At 44.1% G+C, this 23,007-nt stretch carries 22 protein-coding genes and 1 pseudogene; 20 read left to right on the plus strand and 3 right to left on the minus strand.

The window, feature by feature from the left end:
• Nucleotides 1-83 precede the first annotated feature (83 nt).
• The 3 genes from ASG85_RS12415 (at nt 84) to ASG85_RS12425 (ending at nt 2,518) form a co-directional block, all read left to right on the plus strand.
• Nucleotides 84-830, plus strand: coding sequence for an MBL fold metallo-hydrolase (locus tag ASG85_RS12415; RefSeq protein ID WP_057302235.1), 747 nt, complete (start codon nt 84-86; stop codon nt 828-830).
• Between the two features lie 226 nt (nt 831-1,056).
• Nucleotides 1,057-1,566: a GyrI-like domain-containing protein gene (locus ASG85_RS12420; RefSeq protein ID WP_057302234.1), complete on the plus strand. Its 510-nt coding sequence runs from the start codon at nt 1,057-1,059 to the stop codon at nt 1,564-1,566.
• A gap of 532 nt (nt 1,567-2,098) precedes the next feature.
• Nucleotides 2,099-2,518, plus strand: coding sequence for an HD domain-containing protein (locus ASG85_RS12425; RefSeq protein ID WP_060646398.1), 420 nt, complete (start codon nt 2,099-2,101; stop codon nt 2,516-2,518).
• A 461-nt stretch (nt 2,519-2,979) separates the two neighbouring features.
• Here the strand turns inward: ASG85_RS12425 and ASG85_RS12435 are convergent, their stop codons facing one another.
• Nucleotides 2,980-3,687 (minus strand): WYL domain-containing protein, encoded by a 708-nt coding sequence (locus ASG85_RS12435; protein WP_082588068.1) that lies wholly within the window; start codon nt 3,685-3,687, stop codon nt 2,980-2,982.
• A gap of 167 nt (nt 3,688-3,854) precedes the next feature.
• On the opposite strand from ASG85_RS12435, the gene ASG85_RS12440 reads away from it, so the two are divergent.
• The 12 genes from ASG85_RS12440 to ASG85_RS12480 all read left to right on the plus strand — a co-directional run bounded on the left by ASG85_RS12440 (nt 3,855) and on the right by ASG85_RS12480 (nt 13,338).
• A complete protein-coding gene (locus tag ASG85_RS12440; protein ID WP_060646400.1) occupies nt 3,855-4,805 on the plus strand; it encodes an ABC transporter permease in 951 nt (316 codons plus the stop codon).
• 17 nt (nt 4,806-4,822) lie between these two features.
• The gene (locus ASG85_RS12445; RefSeq protein WP_060646401.1) at nt 4,823-5,698 is read left to right on the plus strand and encodes a carbohydrate ABC transporter permease; all 876 of its coding nucleotides are present in this window, start codon (nt 4,823-4,825) and stop codon (nt 5,696-5,698) included.
• A gap of 40 nt (nt 5,699-5,738) precedes the next feature.
• Complete coding sequence (locus ASG85_RS12450) at nt 5,739-7,373, plus strand: extracellular solute-binding protein (RefSeq protein ID WP_057302228.1); 1,635 nt, start codon at nt 5,739-5,741, stop codon at nt 7,371-7,373.
• 113 nt (nt 7,374-7,486) lie between these two features.
• Nucleotides 7,487-9,322 carry a sensor histidine kinase gene (locus ASG85_RS12455; protein WP_060646402.1) on the plus strand — a complete coding sequence of 612 codons (1,836 nt, stop codon included), beginning with the start codon at nt 7,487-7,489 and terminating at the stop codon, nt 9,320-9,322.
• Between the two features lie 17 nt (nt 9,323-9,339).
• Nucleotides 9,340-10,146 (plus strand): response regulator transcription factor, encoded by an 807-nt coding sequence (locus ASG85_RS12460; RefSeq protein ID WP_060646403.1) that lies wholly within the window; start codon nt 9,340-9,342, stop codon nt 10,144-10,146.
• A gap of 102 nt (nt 10,147-10,248) precedes the next feature.
• Nucleotides 10,249-10,368, plus strand: coding sequence for a YjcZ family sporulation protein (locus ASG85_RS37785; RefSeq protein ID WP_082562067.1), 120 nt, complete (start codon nt 10,249-10,251; stop codon nt 10,366-10,368).
• A gap of 195 nt (nt 10,369-10,563) precedes the next feature.
• On the plus strand, nt 10,564-10,683 hold the full coding sequence (locus ASG85_RS36930; protein WP_082562066.1) for a YjcZ family sporulation protein: 120 nt from the start codon (nt 10,564-10,566) through the stop codon (nt 10,681-10,683).
• A gap of 309 nt (nt 10,684-10,992) precedes the next feature.
• Nucleotides 10,993-11,088 (plus strand): YjcZ family sporulation protein, encoded by a 96-nt coding sequence (locus tag ASG85_RS37790; protein WP_156389900.1) that lies wholly within the window; start codon nt 10,993-10,995, stop codon nt 11,086-11,088.
• A 141-nt stretch (nt 11,089-11,229) separates the two neighbouring features.
• A complete protein-coding gene (locus tag ASG85_RS12465) occupies nt 11,230-11,580 on the plus strand; it encodes a winged helix-turn-helix transcriptional regulator (RefSeq protein ID WP_060646404.1) in 351 nt (116 codons plus the stop codon).
• Between the two features lie 91 nt (nt 11,581-11,671).
• On the plus strand, nt 11,672-12,001 hold the full coding sequence (locus tag ASG85_RS12470) for an antibiotic biosynthesis monooxygenase family protein (protein ID WP_200961674.1): 330 nt from the start codon (nt 11,672-11,674) through the stop codon (nt 11,999-12,001).
• On the plus strand, nt 11,998-12,210 hold the full coding sequence (locus tag ASG85_RS12475) for a TMEM175 family protein (protein ID WP_060646405.1): 213 nt from the start codon (nt 11,998-12,000) through the stop codon (nt 12,208-12,210). Before ASG85_RS12470 ends, ASG85_RS12475 begins: the two co-directional genes overlap by 4 nt.
• Before the next feature lie 174 nt (nt 12,211-12,384).
• A complete protein-coding gene (locus tag ASG85_RS12480) occupies nt 12,385-13,338 on the plus strand; it encodes a fused MFS/spermidine synthase (RefSeq protein ID WP_057302222.1) in 954 nt (317 codons plus the stop codon).
• Between the two features lie 52 nt (nt 13,339-13,390).
• Here ASG85_RS12480 and ASG85_RS12485 read toward each other — a convergent pair whose 3' ends face one another.
• The gene (locus ASG85_RS12485) at nt 13,391-14,344 is read right to left on the minus strand and encodes a carbohydrate kinase family protein (protein WP_060646406.1); all 954 of its coding nucleotides are present in this window, start codon (nt 14,342-14,344) and stop codon (nt 13,391-13,393) included.
• Between the two features lie 196 nt (nt 14,345-14,540).
• On the opposite strand from ASG85_RS12485, the pseudogene ASG85_RS12490 reads away from it, so the two are divergent.
• The 4 genes and pseudogenes from ASG85_RS12490 to metH form a co-directional block, all read left to right on the plus strand.
• A pseudogene (locus tag ASG85_RS12490) lies at nt 14,541-15,482 on the plus strand (methylenetetrahydrofolate reductase); the annotation flags it as partial.
• The gene (locus tag ASG85_RS12495) at nt 15,461-16,750 is read left to right on the plus strand and encodes an adenylosuccinate synthase (protein ID WP_060646407.1); all 1,290 of its coding nucleotides are present in this window, start codon (nt 15,461-15,463) and stop codon (nt 16,748-16,750) included. The pseudogene ASG85_RS12490 and the gene ASG85_RS12495, both read left to right, overlap by 22 nt.
• 14 nt (nt 16,751-16,764) lie before the next feature.
• On the plus strand, nt 16,765-17,709 hold the full coding sequence (locus ASG85_RS12500; protein WP_060646408.1) for a spermidine synthase: 945 nt from the start codon (nt 16,765-16,767) through the stop codon (nt 17,707-17,709).
• Between the two features lie 105 nt (nt 17,710-17,814).
• On the plus strand, nt 17,815-21,252 hold the full coding sequence (gene metH, locus ASG85_RS12505) for a methionine synthase (protein ID WP_060646409.1): 3,438 nt from the start codon (nt 17,815-17,817) through the stop codon (nt 21,250-21,252).
• Between the two features lie 134 nt (nt 21,253-21,386).
• Here metH and ASG85_RS12510 read toward each other — a convergent pair whose 3' ends face one another.
• Nucleotides 21,387-22,193 (minus strand): hypothetical protein, encoded by an 807-nt coding sequence (locus ASG85_RS12510; protein WP_060646410.1) that lies wholly within the window; start codon nt 22,191-22,193, stop codon nt 21,387-21,389.
• Between the two features lie 159 nt (nt 22,194-22,352).
• Between ASG85_RS12510 and ASG85_RS12515 the strand changes: the two genes are divergently transcribed.
• Complete coding sequence (locus tag ASG85_RS12515; RefSeq protein WP_057302216.1) at nt 22,353-22,805, plus strand: GNAT family N-acetyltransferase; 453 nt, start codon at nt 22,353-22,355, stop codon at nt 22,803-22,805.
• The last annotated feature ends 202 nt before the right edge of the window (nt 22,806-23,007 follow it).

Here is a 23,007-nt window from a genome sequence, read left to right on the forward strand (position 1 = left end):
TTCATCATGATGTATATACGTCTTCCAGCTTATTCTATAATTATAACAAAACCACAAAATAAAAATATAAGAGGTGTACGATAATGAAGCTTCAATTGATCCGCCATGCGACGCTATGGCTGCAATATGCAGGAGTGTCTTTCTTAATTGATCCAATGTTTAGCGATGCAAAGGTGAACCCTCCGATCGTCAATTCGACGAACGATAGACGTAATCCTCTCGTTCCATTGCCTTTTGCAATTCTTGATAGACATCAACCGGACGTAGTTCTCGTGACACATTTACACCAAGATCACTGGGACGCTGCGGCAGCAGCTGCGATTTTGAAATCAACACCTATTCTATGCCAGCCGGATGATGATACAACGATCGCTTCCTCTGGTTTCACCTCGGTGACAACGATCAAAGAGACCTTAACGTTCAAAGGTGTGACGATCATCCGAACATGCGGGCAGCATGGTACAGGTGATATCGGAAAGAAAATGGGGCGTGTATCAGGCTATGTTCTCAAAGCGGACGACCAGCCGACGCTGTACATCGCGGGGGACACGATATGGTGCGACGATGTAAAGCAGGCGCTAGACGATCATCGGCCTGATATGACTGTCGTTAATGCTGGCGGCGCGCAGTTCTCGGTAGGTGGCCCGATTACGATGGATGCGGACGATGTAGTAAGTTTATGCCAATACGCGTCGTATACGAAGGTAGTCGCTGTGCATATGGATTCGATAAACCATTGTCTTGTCACAAGAGAGGATTTATACAGTCGGATGGCGGTCGAAGGACTGCTTGATCAAGTCGCGATCCCAGGGGATGGTGATTGGATATGACATCATCGATCACCCACAACTAAGGGTCTTGAAACAGTACGGAACGATAGTACAGGAGCTGCTGTATAGCGGCTCCTATTTTCAATTTCGTTGAAGTTTTATTTTCAATTGAAAAAAACGTTTACAAGGGAACGTACGTACGTTATATTTCTTGTATGGATAAAAATTCCATATAGTTATAAGTAAGTGCGTATCAACCCCACACCAAAAAGGAGAATGACTATTTATGATAATCGAAACTAAAATCATCGAAAAACCTGCCTTCAGCGTTGTAGGAATTACCGAAATGATTCATTTTGATATGTCTGTGCCACCGTCCGAGAACACCATTGCCAAGCTGTGGGGTGAATTCAGTAAGCGCATTCCAGAGGTTCCTAGTCAGCTCGGCTGGAGAAGCTACGGACTCATGCTGCAAAATCCAGTCAACAAACCCGGCGATCCGTTCAATTATACGGCTTCTGTGCAAATCTCTCAGGACGGCGATATCCCCTCGGGCATGACGCGCATCGAAGTACCAGCTGCGCGCTATATCGTGTTGACGCATCGTGGTCCTCTTGACGGTATCGGTGATGCCTTTGGGCATTTTTGGGGACATTGGCTTCCGAACAGTCCTTACGAATATGACGGTGGTACCCGAACTGGTAAATATGAATTTGAGTTTTATGATCAACGTTATACGCAGTCGGATGATCCAAACGCTGAGATAGACTTGTATTTCCCTATTCGCACGAAATAAATCAAAGTGGCCAAGTGACTGGCATCTAGGTTCCTAAAATTCTCCAACCATGTATTTTCAGCTAGGGTCAGGGCAGTTAAAGCCCTGCTCTTTTTTCTTTTACAAACCAACTTCAGAAGAAAATATTGTAAATTCGTTGATGAGTACGCTAACGGTGGTTGGGATATTTTCGGTTTAGAAGATATCTTGGACTTTATTGATAAGAAAGAAGCCCCTGACAATCTGTATGTTAAAAAAGGGATGTAGCATCTTGATGTTGAAAAGAGTTAAAACAAATATATTGGTATTGGAGAGGTAATTTGAAGATAGATAAAGTATTTGAATATGATATAAATAATGAATTAGTAGCAAATATACAAGAACTAGATTTCAAATGGCATAGGGTTTGAGGTAATTGATGAATTAATGATTAAGGAAGTAGGAAAGATCGATTGGAGCGAGGGAGATCTAGATTTATTAGGCTATCTTTACTAGGAAGGTTGCGATAAATTGATTTCAGCTATTATTATTGGTAAATGAGGAGTTGTGAAAAATGAGTACTTTAACTAAAGCAATACTAATAGCCGCGAAAGCTCACGATGGTCAAACAGATAAAGGTGGAAATCCATACATTTTACATCCTGCAAGATTAGCAACTAAAGCCAGCAGCGAAGAAGAAGCAATTGTAGCCATTTTACATGATGTTGTAGAAGATTCAGATACTACGCTATTTGAGTTAAAAAATGCAGGTTTTAGCATACAAATTATAGAAGCTCTAGATTGCCTTACAAAAAGAGCAGATGAATCATACGAAGACTTTATCAAAAGGATCAAGCTAAACCCACTTGCGACGAAAGTGAAGCTTCTGGATCTAGAAGATAACAGTGATATTGTTCGAATTCCTAACCCAACAGATAAAGACTATGCAAGGAATGATAAGTACAAGAAGGCAATTGCAGAACTGAAATTCTAAGACAGTAATAATGTAAATACAGCATGAGAGGATTGCAGATGTTATGAGTGATACAGTTAATCTTACTATTGGAGGCTCCTATGTTTTTGCTCCAGACAATCCAAGAAAGACGAAGAATCGTGGTAGGAAATGCACCATCCTTTCTTTCGAGTTGAGCAATGAGTATGAACTAGACGTTAGGGTTGTATATCATGATACGAATAGAGAAGCACTATTAAAAGTAAGTGATTTAAAGACAATAACTGAATGAAACTAACGGGAACAAAAGCTTAATAAATACCAGGAAACGGCTGCCGAACTAACTGATCGGTTGCCGTTTTGGCGTTCCTTTTCAAGGAAATGGGGAAGGAAGGTAAAAGAATCCACTTTGAACCTTTCTGATAAGATAGTGCTGCATCCCGATACAAAAAAAGAGCTTGAAATTCTGAAATCTGTTCCCTTGCTCTGGCCTGGTTAGCCGTCTAAAGCCAGTAAGCACTGTGAGCATGCTTAAACCGAAGACCCATTGGAATCCTTGTGATTAAAACTATCATCTGGAGCTTTTGTTTTGAATAGCTCGCACTCCCGTACTGCTGCCTCATCATCTCCAACTTTTGTTCTATATAAGCTATCGCCTCTGGCGGTTCGATAATTCTGGCTGCTTCTCCAACTCCCCAAATCATCTCCGAATAAAACGACACATTGTTTACGGGGATCATCATACGGATCGCACCACTTCCATCCTCATAGCGTTCAATGAACTCATTAAACCAGCCGTTTTCCTCAAGTGTCCGAACCCCCATGGGTGTCAGGGTGACGATCAGTTCCTGTTTCTCCGATGCATTCCGCTCGTGGGCATTCCAATCGAAGATGGATTTCTTGTCGACCTCATCTAAGCAGGCGAGCAAATCGTTCAAGCTGGCGGAGCGTACTCGATCCGCACGGAAGAGGCGATATCCTCTGCGCTCAAAGCAGTAAGCCGGACAATACCAGTAGCCTTGACTGGCATAAAGACCGATCGGCTGAATGTATCTTCTCTCGGATCCCTTGCCCGTATCATACTCGATGGTCACTACACTTCGGATCATTATGGCCTGCAACAAGGTGCGAAGGCACTTAGCGCAAGGGCTCGGTGATTGCTGATCCCGATGAGGAGCTAAATGCTGCCATAGAGGAAGCTTCTGAAGCATATTTTTGCCGCATAGGCAGAGATATGCTTTTTTTTCGACAGAAAAGACTTTTCCCCTGTATTATTGTCCTTCACTCGGGTTTTCGTCTCCAGCGATTTCCGCTAAGCTAAATATGTAAGCACTTTCTTAGTCGAGTGCGACAAGAAGTAAGATAGGAGGATAAAGAGATGGGGATGGTGACCGCCAAGATCACCGAAACAAAAGAAAAGCCACTGCTGAAGCATATAAGGAGGTTATGGAAATATAGGCTGTTATATGTTCTACTGCTGCCCGCTGCCGCATGGGTTCTCATTTTTGACTATCTCCCGCTATATGGCATCAGCATTGCGTTTATGGATTATAACGCTATTCAGGGATTCTCCGGCAGTGAGTGGGTCGGATTCAAATATTTCCGAATGTTATTTGAATCAGAATTGTTCCTCCATGCCTTCAAGAATACACTGCTTATCAGCTTATACAAAATGATTAGCGGGTTCCTTTGCCCGATCCTGTTAGCGCTTGCATTGAATGAAGTTAGAGTTGCATGGTTCAAAAAGTCGCTTCAAACGGCCGTCTACCTGCCAAGATTCGTGTCTTGGGTCGTCTATGGAGGGATCATAACGCTGCTCCTTTCACCGGAAACTGGAGTCATTAATAAAATCATCGAATTCTTCGGTGGCGATCCTGCTTATCTGCTCGTCGAACCGGCATATTTCCGAACGATCCTTGTCGTCACGGATGCCATGAAAGAGATGGGCTGGGCAGCTATCATCTATATTGCAGCCATCGCTGGGCTTAATCCGGAAGTGTACGAAGCGGCTATTATGGATGGGGCATCACGCTTTGGGCGGATTATTCACATTACTGTGCCGGGAATTATGGGAACTATCATCGTCATCTTCATCCTGAGGGTCGGATATATCATGAGCGCTGGGTTGGATCAGGTGATTAACTTGTACAATCCGATGGTCTTTGAGGTTGGGGATATTCTGGATACGTACATTTACCGTGTAGGCATCGAGCAGTTCAGTCTCAGTCTTGCCGCTGCGGCTGACGTCATCAAGGGCACAATTGGACTTGTGATTTTGCTGGTTGCCAATCAGTTCGCTAAGCGAATCAATGATTCCGGCATTTTCTGAGAAAGGAAAGAGAACCGATGAAGCTTACAAAAGGCGAGAAGGCCTTTGTCTCCACCAACTATATCATTCTAACCACATTGACGATTCTCATTGTCATCCCATTCTGGTATGTTATTTCCGTATCCGTTACGCCGTACCATATTTTCAGCGAAAAAAATGGATTGATTCTGTTTCCGACTTCCTTCAGTTTGGAATATTACAAGTACTTGCTGCAGGAAGGCTCGCTTATATACTCTGCGTACGGCAATACGATTCGCAATACAGCGGTCGGCGTCTTGCTTGCGCTGTTCCTTACGATAACGGCGTCTTACACGCTCGCGGAGAAACAGCTGCCCGGTCGGCGAATGATCATGCTCTTCTTTGTTTTCACCATGCTATTCAAGGGCGGAATGATTCCTACTTATATCACCATTAAACAGTTGGGATTACTAGATACAAGTTATGTGTTGATTGTGGTTATGGCCTTCAGTGCTTTTAACATGATCATTATGAAATCGTTTTTTGAAGGCATCCCCGATAGCTTGCGGGAATCTGCTTCAATTGATGGGGCATCCGAGTTCAGAATCCTGTGGCAGATCGTTCTGCCCTTATCCAAACCGGTCATAGCGACGATTGGACTCCTTTATCTAGTCGTCTACTGGAACGATTTCTTTAATGCTATGCTCTATGTGACGGATTGGCACAAAGCGCCTGTACAGCTCGTACTCCGCACGATTATTGCAAGTTCCAGCCTCCCGCCGGAGCTGCTTGAAGCGGCTGGCTCAACGCCTCCGCCTACGATAGGCATTCAAATGGCTGCTATTATCATTGTCGCCCTGCCGATGCTCATTATTTACCCTTTCATTCAAAAGCATTTTGAGCAAGGCATGTTGATTGGCTCGGTGAAAGGTTAAAGTGAACATATCAAAGAGAAATCAAGGAGGTCTATTTTACATGTCAAATCAAGTGAAAGTTTGGTCGAACGGTATGCTTGCCGCCATTTTAGTCGGAACCGTAACGGTTGTGGGGTGCAGCAAATCCAGCGACTTACCTGCAGTTTCTTCTTCGCCTTCAGGAAGTGCGGTATCGGCATCGCCGAAAACGGAGGAGCCCTACGAACTGAAATGGTTAAAAGCCCAGGACATATCCAAGCCTTACGATCCATCGAAAGATGTAATCAAACAAGCTGTAGAGAAAAAGCTGAATATCAAGATTATTCCCGAAATGGTTGACCTTCAGCAGTACAAAACGAAGTTAAATCTGAAGATGTCGAGCGGTGATATTCCTGATGTTGTTCGAATTGATTTCGCCGACGATTTCCAAAAATATGCGCAGCAGGGCGCTTTCGCTGATCTTACGGCCCTGATCAATGAGAAGGATACGCCGAATATTCTCAAGGAAGTGCCGAAGGAAGTTTTTGAACAGGCGAAAGTAAACGGTAAGATTTACGGTATTCCATATCAAGGCGGACCGGGCTCAGGATACCGCTGGAATCTTGTGCTGCGAAAGGATTTTGTGGAGGGCATGGGGGCTATGGTTCCGAAAACTCTTGATGAATACTACAATTTGTTGAAAAAAAGTAAGGCAGAGAAACCTGATGTGATTCCGCTCGGAGGCTATACGGCACAAATCGGTCAGCAGAAATACGCGAATAATTCTTTTGACCATATTTTCGGCGCGTTTGGTGTGACACCTGGCTTTTTTACCGAGAAGGATGGCAAATTCAGCAATTACGACATTGATCCCAAGATGAGAGAAGCCCTGCAGTATCTGCAAAAAATGTATGCAGAAGGACTTATCGACAAAGAATTCGCGACGATTAAGGAAGAGCAGCTGAGGGCGAAGCTGTATAGCGGCAAGCTGTTCTCTTGGATGGGCTGGTGGTCCACGCCGAACGATTACGATACCCAAGTTGAAACAAACGAGTTAAAGAAAAGTGGTAAACTCACAGCAGATGGAAAGCTCGCCGATCAGTCCTTTCAACCGTACAAATATTTGACTTTGACCGACTCGCTTGTTGGTACGGATGGCAAAGCTGTAGCCCCTGCAGGTGCTCCATTCGGCCAAATGCACGCGATCAGCGCCAAAACGAAAGATCCTAAGAAAGTATTGGCTATGATCGAGAACTCGTTATCACTTGAGAATCAGATGCTTACCGTGTGGGGCATTGAAGGGGAAGACTATCAAATCGATAATGGCAAGATGAGGGTCGTTACTGATCTAATTGATCCCAAGACACAGCAGGATAAGAACGGGAACTTCCGTGGTATTCAAAGCTATCTGTTTGCTCCCGGACTGAAAGGCTGGCCACGTTACCTAGAGTCGCTTCCACTCCGCCAGTCACAGGCGCTGGATGTCGCAATTCATAATAAGTACCAAATTACCGACGCTTCCAACTATCTGGATTCACCAACCAAACTAGCTAAGCTGGTGGAGCTGAATACCTTGCGCGATTCTGTCTTTACGCAAATCATTATGGGCGCAGACATCAAGAAGTTTGACGAATTTGCAGAAAAATGGAAATCACAGGGAGGGACAAAAATATTAACTGAGCTCGAAGAATCCTTGAAGAAAAAGTCAGGCAAGTAGAAGGAAAGCATGTCCTTCTTGAAGAAGCTTTAGATATGAATGGGAAGCCCCTCGGCCGATAATCATCGGTTGACGGGGCTTTAGCCATAGCATCATTGAAAAGGATGGGGATTATGGCAATTCAGATACAAAAACGTAAAGGCAAATCAGGATTACTGTCAAGGCTCGGTCTTCCGATCTTTGTGCTGATTGTCACCTTCATCGCTTTATTTGCAACGGCGGCTAGTTACATTCTCATCCGAGTTCAGAACGACCATTCCCTCAAGATGGCGGAACAGTCGATGAAATTCGTGTATAGGAATATCGAATACCAGTTCGATACAATGAATAATGTAGCCGCTTTTATTTTAAGTAATCAATCGATAGAGAATCTGCTCGAGGCCACATATCAGGAAACTTTCGAGGCGGCCGATAATTATTACACGCTGGAGACTAACCTGCAGAATCTGTCGTTATTGTCCCTCTTGAATGACTTTGGGTCTCCTGATATGGCGCAGCAATCCTACGTGGTTTCTCTTGCATTGGAACCGGGGAGCGGCCTCTATGCCATGGCGCCAGATGATTTCTATCCGATAACAGGAATCTTCAAGAATGAAGATTTGCAGGATCAGGAATGGTTTCACCGACTGAGCAGCGGGGAACGTCAGAACGTATGGTGGGGCCAGAAGAGGGATCTGATGAATGCCGCTATGATCTATTCCGCGAGGAAAAAGACGAGTCTCAAAGACGGCCGCAGCCTCGGTACGGTGATCGTCGGTGCGGATACCAGGAACATCAAGAGCATGTTCGACAATGCTCATTTGGAGAAGGGCTACCATCTGCTGCTGGATGAAACGAATCAAGTCATCTACAGCGAGCGCTATGATTTTCTCGAAAACGCAGGAAAGTTTCCCTATGTAAGCACATTGACCGGAGCTAAGGGGTCGATCATAACAAGAATAGACGGAGAAAGCCACAGGGTTATGTTCCAAACGCTGAAGAATGGCTGGAAGTTGTTATCGGTGGTTCCAGAGAGCCATTTCAGCCAATACACCTTCGCGATATCCGCCCTAGGTGCTGCTATAACATTGGCTGCTTTGCTGGTTGCGGGCTTCTGGCTTAGAAGAATCGTTGTGCGGGTCACTGTTCCCATTACTAGACTTGTTAACGCTATCCAGCGTCCGGAAGTTGTGGAATTTAAAATGCCGCTTCCTTATCAAAACACAGGTATCTATGAGGTGGATGAGCTGAACCAAAAGTTCGCTGCCATGCTCGTTACCCTGCATAGTTTGATCGAGAAATCCTTTACCGAAGAGATTGAACGCCGCCAGCTACAACTGGAGCTGCTGCATGCCCAGATCAACCCTCATTTCTTATATAACACCTTGGATTTAATTAACTGTCGGGCTATTATGGCGGGAGATCAGGAAACGAGTCGGGTCGTTCGTTCACTCGCCAACGTATTTCGTTACGGCCTGAATCGAGGTCAAACCTGGATTTCCTTAGAAAGTGAGGTCAAGCAGGTTGAAGCCTATCTCCACATTCAAAAGATGATGATGGATGATCTGAACGTCGAAATACAAGTTCCTGATGAGTTGTTGTCTGCAAACATCGTGCATTTAATTTTGCAGCCTCTAGCTGAAAATGCCATCATTCATGGGTTTGCCGATCGTCATTCCGGTTGCCGAATCATTGTTTCAGCACGATTGGAAAGGGAGGAGCTTGTGATGCGTATCGAAGACAATGGACGAGGTTGCGATGCAAATAAAATGAACCAAATGCTTTCTCAACAGCCTGTGCGAGATGTCGGTATTAAAAATAGCGGCATAGGGACCGGTTACGGTACTATGAATGTACACCGGAGAATCCAACTGCATGTTGGTGAAGCTTATGGTTTACGATATATAGGGGTAAAAGAGGGAACATGCGTTGAAGTTGTTCTGCCCTACCATCCGGAGCAGCCAGTATGAAGAAAGGAAGGGTCTGAATGTTCAAGCTGCTGATTGCAGAAGATGTGAAGATCGTTCGTGAAACGTTGGTTCACGCCATTAACTGGCAAGCTTTAGATATTGAATTGTTGGGCGCCGTTGAAAATGGTGAGGAGGTTCTGGCCTGGCTGGACCGCGAGGAACCAGATCTTCTCTTGACCGATATTGGGATGCCTAAGATGAATGGCTTGGAGTTGATTGAGGCTGTAAAAGCTCGCAATCCGGATATCCGCTGCATTATTTTATCCGGACTCAATGAGTTTGAGCACGCCCGGCAAGCCATTAAACTGCAGGTGCTCGACTATGTTCAGAAGCCGATCGACCCGGGCGAGATTGAAAGAGTTCTTGCGCACGGGGTTGAGGTGCTGCGCAAAGAACGAGGAGAGCGTCAGGCCTTGGCTCTCACACAACAAGCCGCCAAGGACAAACTTCCGAATTTGTTGGAAACTCTGCCGCTTGGGGAATGGTCCGGAAGTTTAAAAAAGAAGAAGCTGGTCGAGCAAGCGATCCAGTACTTGAAAGCAGAATACACGCGCAAGGAATTGGCGCTATCCGATGTATCCGCTTCAGTTGGATTAAGTGATAAATATTTGAATCTGCTGTTTAAAGAAGTAACTGGTATGACGATCAATTATGCGATCATTCGCCTTCGAATGGAGGAAGCAGCGCGACTGCTGAAGGATCCCGCCATTAAAATCTATGAGGTTTGCGACTGGATTGGATATACAGACCAGGATCATTTCCGGGAGAGCTTTAAGAAGCAGTATGGTATGACGCCGTCCGAGTATCGCAACAAGTTCTTATAAGGTATCAGCGTTTGCCTAACAATGGCAAATGTCCAATCAAGCACCCTGTACCGAACATATATTTATACTGTAGTGAAAAACAACTGAAGGGAATGAGTAAACATGGGAGCAGTAGGTTATGGTGCAGGTTGTGGTGACGGTTATGGGATGGGCCGTAACGTAGCATTTATTTTAGTTCTTTTTATTCTTTTAGTTATCATCACATCAGCTTTTGTAATTTAAATTTCCTTCATCCAACAAAAAAATCGAGAATAACAAAAACGGCCCTATCGCGAAATAGATGCGACCACGGGCCGTTTTTTTATTTCGGATTTTTCCTCCGCGGTTACCTCCCAATATCATACGTCCAAGCAAGCACTCTGTACCGAACATATATTTATACTGTAAGTGAAAAATCACTGAAGGGAATGAGTAAACATGGGAGCAGTAGGTTATGGTGTAGGTTGTGGTGACGGTTACGGGATGGGTCGCAACGTAGCATTTATTTTGGTTCTTTTTATTCTTTTGGTTATCATCACATCAGCTTTTGTAATTTAAGATTCCTAAATCCAGCACAATGATAATCAAGACAAACGGCCCTATCGCGCGTGCATGATAGTATCCTTGCATATACCCATGATGAATCCCATCGTGATATCCATGATGGTTCATGTGATGATGCATAGGGTGGTGGGTCCTATGATGGTATGGATGCAATTTGATTCTCAAATTTCTGCATAAGTTATCTCGATGCGTTTGAGCTTTTCCTCCGCGTTTGCCTCCCCATGGCATACGTCCAATCAAGCTATATGTACTGAGCGTATATTTATAACGTAGTGAAAAATCACCAGAGGGGAGAGAATAAAAATGAGTGGAGTAGGTTATGGTTATGGCCAAAACGTAGCATTTATCTTAGTTCTTTTTATTCTTTTGGTAATCATCCTAGCAACTTTTGCAATTTAATCCAACAACTCAAAAAATAGCAAGAATACAAAAACGGTCCTATCGCAAAATAGCGAATAAGGGCCGTTTTTCTAGTTGTTCTTATATGTTAAAATAAGGTAAATTTATATCACAAAGAATTGAAGAGGAGTTGTATTTACCATGACTAAAATATATGGCTGTCCAGTAGAAGTGACATTAGATGTTCTGGGTGGGAAGTGGAAGACGGTCATCCTGCGGTATGTATCCAAGCAGACTTTACGCTACAACCAGCTTCATCAGCGGATGCCGAATATCACTCAGCGAATACTGACCCTTCAATTGAAGGAACAGGAGGAGGATGGCTTGATCCAGAGGATTGTATTTGACGAGCGGATTAAAAGAGTTGAATATTCCCTCACCGAGTATGGCAAGAGTGTTGAGCCGATTCTTGAGCTTATGTGCGAATGGGGCAAACAACGTATGCGCGAATTCGACCTGCAAGTGAGTGCTTTGGGGACGTCAGGCGAATAGCACGCAACCATGGCAACGTTCTACGAACAAAAATGTGCCGTATTGTTTGCTGAGGTTCCACCCGGTATAATTCTGGATGTGGATTACATATATGAAAAAAATTATGAAGGCGGGATATCACATGGTAGTGGAAATCATTCGGTATGACATAGCGCCAGAAACAGCTCAGCAATTCATAACGGCATATACAGAGGCTGGAACGTATTTAGACCGCTCTACGCATTGTTTGTCATATGAGGTCATTAAGGGCATTGAAGAAGCTAATCATTTCATTGTCAGAATCGAATGGGACTCGATGGAGGGACATATGCAAGGATTTCGGACGAGCTCAGATTTTCAACATTTCTTTTCATTGGTTAAACCCTTTTTCAATGCAATCTTAGAGATGAAGCATTATAGTGTTATAGCTAACTCCCGATGACCAAGACGAGGCTTGAGGCTCTTAGTGATGGCGTCATAGCAATCGTGATGACCATTTTAATTCTTGAATTAAAAGTCCCCAAGATCGAATCAGCCGAAGGAGATTGGGGGCTCGTTAAGGATTTTATTCATAATCTTCCGGTCGTTCTCAGTTATATTATCAGAAAAATGGATAATGCCTCTAAACAAACGTTGAGCCATAGTCCATAAAAAAAGGTCAGTTTGCTCATGCAGATTGACCTTTTTTTGTTTTTGAGATAAGGATACGCAGATTCATACTGTCACCCAGAGAAGCCCACACTTTCTCAAAAACCATGGCATATCATGATTTTAATTTGTAGGAGAAGTTATTGCGAAACTGTAATTAAATAAGAGGTGAAATAATTGCAAAATAAGACAATGACTCAAGGTAAGGCCAAAAAACCGATAAGAAAAAAACCTAACTCAATTCAAACTCGGGGTGATATATGGGATATACCAACACTAAGGCATTTATTGCAAAGGAAACCTAAAATCATATTTAAAGGTAAAAGTCGGTTTCAAAATATTGTCCTAGTAGAAGCGAAAGATGTACGGATGTATTTGGATAAGCAATTGCAATTCAGTTCACTGGATGAACGCTTTTATCACGAAGCACTTGTTCATCCGGCAATGACGATGTCCCCCAGTCGACGTCATGTATTAATATTAGGTGGAGGTGATGGATTCGCAGTACGAGAAGTTCTTAAGTATAAGGATGTAAAAAAGGTTGATCTGGTTGAGCTGGATCCCAAAATAATCAAACTAGCAAAAAGTAAGCCCCTATCTACTTTAAATCATCGTTCATTATTTAATAAACGCGTGAAGGTTCATCAAAAGGATGCAAGATTATTTTTCCCTACTTCAAAGACCTATAATGTGATTATCGTCGATTTTCCCGATCCATCAGACAAAGTAATTAGTAAGCTGTACACAAAAGAATTTTTCCAACGCATAGTAAAATCGCTTGCTCCTGGCGGTATGATCGTCATCCAGTCCAATTCGACAGAAGATATGCCACGTGTATATTGGAGCATTCATCATACATTGAAAAGTGTAGGATTGAATACGAAAAGCTACTATGTTTATGTCCCTTCTTTTGGAGACTGGGGCTTCCAAATTGCTTCGTTTAAAAATTTTATACCAGGCAGAAAAAAAGTATCGGTCCCTAACCAAACACTCCCCAAAAACCTTTCAACGTTGTTCAAATTGCCAAAAGAAGTTCTTGAAGAAAAAAAATATGCCTTACAAAATAGCTTGAAAAATTTGAGGTTATTCAAATATTACCATTCTGATCAACGTAACGCTGTAATGGGCTAAGAAAGAGGGCTATCGGATAGCCCTCTTTTTTCTTTTCAACCGGTGCTCATTCTTACTTCAATTTTATAAAGAATTCATCGTCTTTTATTTTTAGGGGCAGATCCAGGCATGTGTTTTCAGTAGATTCAATGGTCCATCCTGCCACCTTTGTTCCACAAATCACTGCTTCTTTTAAAGAAAGCCCCCTTACCAATCCCATGACTGTACCTGAAAAAAAAGCATCTCCAGCTCCGCTTGAATCAACAAGTTTGACGGGAAAGACAGGTTGGTACCCAACTTCTTTGGTTTGAGGATTATAATAGACAGCCCCTTTTTCTCCTAAAGTAACGATCATAGAGCCCATTCCTGTCCGATCAACAAATTGAATAAGAGACTCTAGTTTTTGAGCGGTAGTTAAATTCGTAAAATTCAGCTCGAAAAATAGATCTGCTTCAAAATTGTTGCATATAAAACAATCTAAATGATCTAATAGCTCTCTATGATTTAAAATCACGTCTAAGTTGCCGGGAACGCCGTAGATCGGTTTCTTTTCTTCTGCAGCTAGCTGGATGACGCTATGCGCAATTTGGAAATTAAGATCCAATTCAAGCGCAACGTGCGTGGATTGCCGAATCATTTCTTTCCCTTTGCTTGAAATCAACTCTTGTAGGAGAGTAAGATCCGGCATTTGAGAGATGGAACCGGCTAGATCGCCTTTTTCGTCCAAGATCGCCAGCCACATGCCCATTCCCAGTTGTTTTGACTCGAAAAGACCATCGGTATTGACGTTTGACTTGTGAAGTCTCTCTACGACTTCTTTCCCAATGGCAGTGGCATCAATGGAGGAAGCAAAATATGTCGCTACATCGAGATTTGCTAGATTTTCAGCTACATTTCTTCCTACACCGCCGTGTACAAACTGAATGTTACCCAGATTTCTAGTAAATGAATGATAGTTTTTCCAGGCAAATCCTTTGCAGTCTATGAAAATCGTTCCTATTACTAGAACAGAAGGAGGCAGATTCATATTTTCAACCCCTTATACCATTATGGTGTGTGTTACTACTATATGTATATTCGCAATCTTCTAAATGCGTAATGTGCATTCTACCAATAGTTATATATTTAGGCATGATAATAGCTACTCATCCATACCATTTGGTTTCTATTACATAGAATATAGTAACTTTTAATAGAAAAGAGGTGAGAGAATGAAGACAGGTTCAGATCCTCCTAAGCAAAGGACTTTACCGGAGATGGTTCAAGAACAAACGACCATTATTGTGGAATTAGATCCCCCAAGAGATCTGGATTACTCTCCTTTTTTAGAGGGAGCCATAGCGTTAAAAGAGGCAGGAGCAGACGCGGTAACTATGGCAGATAACTCGCTCGCGATGACTCGTATCAGCAATGTGGCGATGGGGACACTCGTAAAGGAACAGGTTGGAATTCGGCCTCTCCTCCACGTGACTTGCCGAGACAGGAATTTGATTGCTCAACAGTCTCATATGATGGGACTCTACGCCTTGGGCATTGACCATGTGCTAACGGTAACGGGTGACCCTCCGCGCTATGGTGATCTTCCGGAAGCCACCTCCGTATACGATACAACTTCAATTGAAATGATACGCCTGATTATAAAGCTAAACGAGGGGATTTCATTCTCGGGTCGTCCCCTTAAAGCACGTGCGGGATTTACCGTTGGGACAGCCTTCAATCCCAATACACGGCATTTAGACAAGGCTGTTGAGAGATTGGAAAAAAAGATTGCAGCAGGTGCGGATTATGCCATGAGTCAACCTCTTTTCTGTCATCAACAAATCGAACAGGTCGCACGAGTTACTGCGCAGCTATCTATTCCTATCTTTATTGGGATCATGCCTTTAACCAGCTATCGGAATGCTGAATTTCTCCATCATCATGTCCCGGGCATACGACTTTCAGATGACGTACTTGCGAAGATGGCTCGCTACCAAGGTGAAGATGCAAGAAAACAAGGAATGGAAATTGCAATGGAACTCGTGGATACTGTTTCTCGTTATTTTAAAGGTATTTATCTGATTACTCCGTTTATGCGGTATGAAATGACGGCGGAATTGACGAGGTATGTGAAGAGTAAGGACCAAGATGGGGGGATTGCTGGATGTCAACCGTCGTTGTTGTAGGAGCGCAGTGGGGGGATGAAGGAAAAGGGAAAATAACCGATTATTTAGCGGGAAAAGCGAGTGTTGTCGCTCGCTATCAAGGCGGCAATAATGCCGGTCATACCATCGTGTTTGCGGGAAATAAATATAAACTGCATTTGATTCCTTCCGGAATTTTTTATAAGGATAAAATTTGTGTGATTGGAAACGGAGTGGTCATTGATCCAAGGGCGCTTGTTCAGGAGATTGAGTATCTTCAAAGTCACAAGGTGAGCACGGATAACTTACGGATCAGCAATCGGGCACATGTCATTTTACCGTATCATCTTAAGTTGGATTCTGTAGAAGAAGATGCGAAAGGTCTGAATAAAATTGGTACAACGCGCAGAGGAATTGGACCTGCGTATACGGATAAATTTGCTCGTGTGGGTATTCGAATAGCGGATCTACTGGATCCAGGGGAATTTGAACGTAAGTTGAGGCGTAATGTGAAGGAAAAAAATCGGTTGCTTGACAAAGTCTACGTGGCAGAAGGTTTTGCTATAGAGGATCTTTTAGATGAATATTTGGCAATAGCAGAAATCCTCCGTCCCTATGTGACCGATACGTCAGTTCTGCTAAACGATGCGATAGACGCTGGAAAAAGAGTTTTGTTTGAAGGTGCCCAGGGAGTCATGTTAGACATCGATCATGGAACCTATCCATTCGTGACCTCTTCCAATCCGATCGCAGGAGGGGTCTGTATTGGCGCAGGTGTCGGACCAACTAAGATTCAGCAAGTGATCGGAGTAGCCAAGGCTTATACGACAAGAGTAGGAGACGGTCCATTTCCGACTGAATTAAGGAATGAAATTGGAGACCACATTCGTGAGATTGGTCATGAATATGGTACTACCACAGGTCGTCCAAGACGTGTGGGATGGTTTGACAGTGTTGTGGTTCGCCATGCTCGCCGTGTGAGTGGAATTACAGGACTTTCACTTCACTCGATCGATGTTTTGACTGGCATTACTAGTTTGAAAATTTGTACGGCATATCAGTATATAGACGATGTCATGGAATCATTCCCGGCTAATCTTAACATCTTAGCTGGGTGCGAACCGATCTATGAAGAGCTCCCCGGCTGGTCAGAGGACATTACAGGCGTCAAGTCAATGGAAGATCTTCCTGCCAATGCGCGTCATTTCATAGAGAGAATCAGTGTGTTATCGGGGATTCCAGTTTCAATTTTTTCTGTTGGACCAGACCGAGATCAAACGATAGTAATGAACCAAGTATTTCTACCATAAAGGGGAGGATAATCGTGATTTATAAAAAAGCGCAGATTATATCGAATCGTAAAATCAATATGTCAAAAGCAAGCGTTGCGTCCTTTCGGGATTATATCTCTGAGGAAGATGAGCCAGACGGGAAGTATCGTGTTTTGCGCAAAATGAAGTCGCGCTTTCAACGAATAGCAGTGGTCAAGCAAGCCAATGGCAAAGTGCTGATCTATGGTGATGGCTACGTGATGTTCGGCACGACAGAGGATGACAATATGTGGGCTGAATCGATGGTTCATATACCAATGGCCATCGCTAAGCAGAAGCAGAACATTCTGATGATCGGTGGAGGCGGAGGCATTACAACGCGTGAAGTACTCCGTTATCGAGACGTAAAGGCGATTACCGTCGTTGATATTGACTCCATCATGATGGAGTTAGGCAAGAATTTGAAGCCGCTGGTGAAGTTTAATAAGGGGTCTCTGCGAAATCCAAAAGTGCGAACCGTCATTCAGGACGGAAGGGCGTTCGTGGAGAAGAACCAGAAGAAGTGGGATGTCATCATCATCGACGTTCCAGAACCTAGCTATAATTCTCTTGCGCTCGGCCGTCTCTACAGCAAAGAGTTTTACAGTCTCCTGAAAAAGCGCCTGGCACCAGGGGGAGCCATTACCATAGCGTGCTCCTTGATGTCAGAGATGCCAGAATTCGTCTGGAGTATAATGGCAACGCTCAAAGCAGCCGGTTTTTATGTATTGCCCTATCATTTTGATGTCATGAAGAGATATGGGGAGGACTGGGGGTTCTGCGTAGCGGCAACTAGACCGATATCAAGCTTGAAGATTTCGCTTTCAACCCGCTACCTGACCTCAAAAAGATTGAAGGGTATGTTCCACATCCCTAGCAAGTATTTACGAAAATGGGGAAAGAGAAAAATCCAGACAGATAGCAACCGAGTGCTGGCTAGCATCCATGAACGACACTGACAACAGTTCTATCCCCGGAAAATCAAGTCCCTGCTGTAATTTGCTATCATTTTTTGCAAATTAAAGCGGGGATGTTCTTTATCTGAGATGAAAGGAAGATTAACGATGCAAAAACCATCTATTCAAGAACAAATGCAAAAGAAGATTTTGATCCTAGATGGCGCTATGGGGACTATGATTCAGCAGGCGAATCTGACTGCCGATGATTTTGGCGGGGAAGAACTAGATGGCTGTAATGAGATGCTCGTCCTAACGCGCCCGGATATTATACTGGACATTCATGAAGCCTACTTGGCCGCTGGTTCCGATATGATTGAAACGAACACCTTCGGTGCGACAACAGTTGTACTAGCAGAATATGGTTTGCAAGATCAATCGCGTGCCATCAATGTTGCAGCTGCGAAGTTGGCTATTCAAGCTGCTGAGAAATATTCAACACCGGATTGGCCGCGTTACGTGGCAGGGGCTATGGGGCCTACGACTAAGACGCTCTCTGTCACAGGAGGAGTGACATTCCAACAATTGGAAGAAAGCTATTATAATCAGGCGGCAGCTTTGATCGAGTGCGGCGTTGATGCGCTGTTAATCGAGACGTCACAGGATACACTCAACGTGAAAGCTGCCAGTATTGGCGTACGTAGAGCCTGCGAACAGCTCGGTGCGCAGCTGCCTATAATGATCTCAGGAACGATCGAACCTATGGGTACCACGTTGGCAGGTCAAAATATCGAATCGTTCTACATTTCGCTGGAGCATTTAAAACCGATCTCCATTGGTCTGAACTGTGCGACCGGTCCGGAATTTATGCGTGACCATATTCGTACGCTATCACAAATCGCCGATTCGGCCATCAGTTGCTACCCGAATGCCGGTTTGCCCGATGAGAACGGGCATTACCATGAATCGCCAGAGTCACTGGCTAAGAAGATGGCCGGCTTCGCCGAAATGGGCTGGCTTAACATTGCCGGAGGCTGTTGCGGAACGACGCCTGCTCATATTCGCGTCCTAGCGGATACGTTGAGTCAATACTCGCCGCGCCAGAATTACGGCATTCATCCCGCTGCGGTGTCGGGGATCGAGACTGTTTATATCGAGGATGAGAATCGTCCGATTATGGTTGGAGAGAGAACGAACATTTCCGGTTCCCGAAAGTTCAAACGATTAATCAAAGAAGGAAAGTTTGAGGAAGGCTCGGAAATCGCCAGGGCACAAGTGAAGAATGGTGCGCACGTCATTGATATCAATTTGCAGGATACAGATATCGATGAGGCTTATGCGATGGAGCATTTTTTACAGGAAGTGGTAAAGAAAGTAAAAGCACCGCTTATGATCGACTCCACCTATGATCACATCATTGAGCTTGGTTTGAAATATTCGCAAGGAAAAGCGATCATCAACTCGATTAATCTGGAGGATAGCGAAGCCAAGTTCGCTGCTATCGTGCCTTTGATTCATAAATACGGGGCAGCCGTCGTCATGATCCTCATTGATGAACGAGGTCAAGCCATATCCAGACAAGCTAAGATCGAGGTCGCGGAGCGGGCCTATGACTTGTTGACGCATAAATATGGGTTGAAACCATGCGATATTATTTTTGACCCGAATATGTTCCCCGTGGGTTCTGGTGATCCGCAGTATCTCGGATCCGCTGTTGAAACGATCGAAGGAATTAAACTGATTAAAGCTAAATACCCAGCATGTAAAACGATTCTTGGTCTTAGCAACATTTCTTTCGGACTTCCTGATGCAGGCAGGGAAGTGTTGAACTCTGTTTACTTATACCATTGCACCAAGGCTGGACTCGACTACGCAATTGTTAATACCGAGAAACTGGAGCGTTATGCTTCGATTCCGGAGGAAGAGCGCCGACTTGCTGAGAATCTAATTTATCATACGAACGATGAGACGTTAGCTGAGTTTGTCGCACATTTTCGGGTGAAAAAAGCAGAGAAGAAAGAAAAAATATCGAATCTTTCACTGGAAGAACGCCTCGGCTCCTATATAATCGAAGGGACGAAGGAAGGACTCCTTCCCGACCTGGAAGAGGCTCTGAAGGTATACGCTCCGCTTGAAGTTATCAACGGCCCGTTGATGAAAGGAATGGCGGAAGTGGGGCGCTTGTTTAACAACAATGAACTCATTGTCGCTGAAGTTCTGCAGAGTGCGGAAGTCATGAAGGCGTCCGTATCCTATCTAGAACCTTACATGGAGAAGGATGAATCTGTAGTTAAGGGTAAAATTATTCTTGCCACGGTGAAAGGCGACGTTCACGATATCGGTAAAAATCTCGTGGAGATCATTCTCTCCAACAATGGATACCAAATTGTGAACCTTGGGATTAAGGTTCCTCCCGAGCAAATCATTGAAGCTTATCGCAGAGAACAGCCCGATGCCATCGGCTTATCCGGATTGCTCGTGAAATCGGCGCAGCAAATGGTCATTACCGCACAGGATTTGCGGGGCGCAAGTATCGATGTACCTTTACTGGTAGGAGGCGCTGCGCTTACCCGCAAATTCACGAAGACCCGCATTGCTCCGGAATATGAAGGGTTAGTCTTGTATGCCAAGGATGCGATGGACGGTCTGGACATTGCTAACCGGTTGAGCGATCCTGAGCAGCGGAAGCGGCTCATTCAAGAGTTGAGAGAGAGCAAGGAATCGTATGTCATGGAAGCCAGCAGGAAGGAAGAGCCAAAGTTGACGCGTGTTCATGAATCTACCATTTCGAAGGATGTTCCGGTTCAAGTGCCACCGGATGTCATGCGGCACATTTTGCGTGATTATCCGATCGGCCACATTATGCCTTATGTGAACATGCAGATGCTGCTTGGCCATCATCTAGGCTTGAAAGGCAAAGTAGATCGGCTCTTGGAAGAGAAAGATGCTAAAGCCTTAGAACTGAAAGCAACCGTGGATTCTATTCTGAATGATGCTCAGAGAAAAGGGATTATTCAAGCTCATGGGATGTATCGCTTTTTCCCTGCACAATCTAACGGTAACGATGTCATTGTCTATGATCCGGAGGACCCAAGTAAAGAACTGCACACATTTAGCTTTCCAAGGCAGGAAACGGAACCTTACTATTGCTTGGCTGATTACTTGAAATCAGTGGAAAGCGGCCTAATGGACTATGTGGGCTTCCTGCTCGTCACTACTGGCCATGGGATCAATGAGCTTGCCAAGGCGTGGCGCGACAAAGGGGATTATCTCAAGTCGCATGCGCTGCAGGCTACTGCACTTGAGGTTGCCGAAGGCTTCGCAGAGCGAATTCATCATATCATGCGTGATGTGTGGGGAATTGCTGATAACCCTCAGATGACGATGCAGGAGCGATTTGGAGCGAAATATATCGGTCAGCGTTTCTCCTTCGGTTATCCTGCTTGTCCGAATCTGGAGGATCAGGAGGCGCTCTTCATACTGATGAAGCCGGAGGATATCGGTGTAGAACTGACGGAGTCGTTCATGATGGAGCCGGAGGCGGCGGTATCGGCCATTGTCTTTGCGCATCCCGAAGCACGTTACTTTAACGTCGAGAAGGTGTAGCCAACCCGTTTCCGCAGTCGATTACGAACGTGGGCAAGATGGTATTCGACGACGTGACATATTCGGATAATTAATAATGAGGATATGGGGATGAGCATAGCTGAAATAATGTGAAAGGTTTAAAAGGGGTCATCTTATTGGATTAAGGTTAGCATCTGATAGACTTGTCGTTGATCTCCTTTCAGACGGACATTGCGGCACTGCAATTGGGAGGAACCATCTCCGTCCAAATAGATGCCGTCTATCAGCCTTCGATCACTAAAGCTATCGAGTATGGCTGCTCGAAACTCTTCAATCGTACAGTACGAAGGTGTTACAATCATATAAATATTCTCTTGACTATCATAAACAACTGCCGTACGCATATGACCTTCGTTATAGGCTGGCATTTGCTCTAAGATCATATCGCTCTCCCAGCCAAAGCTATCGTTTAGCTTCATGCTGACACCACCCTGTGCCCAATAACGCTGCTTATCTGTTACGGTCAGCTCACCGGCATGCGTGACTACTTGAATCGAGAAGTGTTTAGTGACGTCATCCCAAACAAGCGTTCCACGCTTTAAGTTAGTGTCAATGCCAGTGTTGTACCATCCAGATCCGTAATCGCCAGGCATTCCTTTCAAAGGTTGGTCATTGATAACAGCGATGCTTAGCAGTGCTCCTTCCCAGAAAAAGCCCCCATTAATACCGTAATAAGGAGTTTTCGTTACATTCATATCGATCGCTTGCAGTCGAACATTATCCGGAGTAGTCCGAATTGTATGCAATACGACACCATTGGAAGCCTTATGTTTTTCATAGAGATAATTACGGGGTTTCGCAAAATCTCTTTGATTATATCCAATTAACGAGACAAGCAATACGGTTGTAATAAAAATAAGAAATACATGAAAACGATGAAATCTAGAAGGTAAGAATTTCGATAATGTTGAATAGTTCACAAGTACACTCCTTGTCGATGCGATATGAAAGTTTAGGATAAGCTATTCTATGAATTCCTCCAATTTCCTTTATTTCCTTTTCATTGCTATTAATTTATGATTAATAAACAGGATAGCATGGAATATTTAAAAAATCGTTTCATCAAGGAGATAGAATAAATGGAAATACGAAAGTTAAGTGCAGACGAACAACCTCCATTGGAGTTACTTTTATTAGCGGACCCTTCTCAGAAACTTGTTGAAGAATATATCAAAAGAGGCCAATGCTATGTCGCTGAAATGGATGATAGCATAATAGGTGTCTATGTTCTACTAAGAACAAGGCCTGAGACAGTTGAGTTAGTTAATGTAGCCGTTGCTGAAAACTATCAAGGCAAAGGGATAGGAAAACAGATGGTAAACCATGCAATTCAAAATGCAAAGTTGCTCGGTTTTAAAACGATTGAAATTGGCACTGGAAACTCAGGAGTAGGACAACTTGCTCTCTATCAGAAATGTGGGTTCAGAATAATTGGAGTTGATAGAGACTTCTTTATAAGACATTACAGTGAAAAAATATTTGAAAATGGGATTCAAGTTGTGGATATGATACGTCTATCACAAGATTTATAAACGAATGAATTTTTCAACCGAGAGACAGAGAATACTGAAGGAGCTTGCCTCGGCAGCTCCTTTTTTTGTTCAGCGTGCCCAGAGGCACGCATTATCTAGTTGGTGCAAGTCCAACCACGGGAGGGACCAAGCCACCCTTGTAGCTAGGATGCTTGCGTATGGCGAAATCTGTGCGTAAAAGCGCATCGACAAAAGTACTTGT

The sequence above is a fragment of the Paenibacillus sp. Soil724D2 genome (assembly GCF_001427935.1).
Taxonomy (GTDB): domain Bacteria; phylum Bacillota; class Bacilli; order Paenibacillales; family NBRC-103111; genus Paenibacillus_E.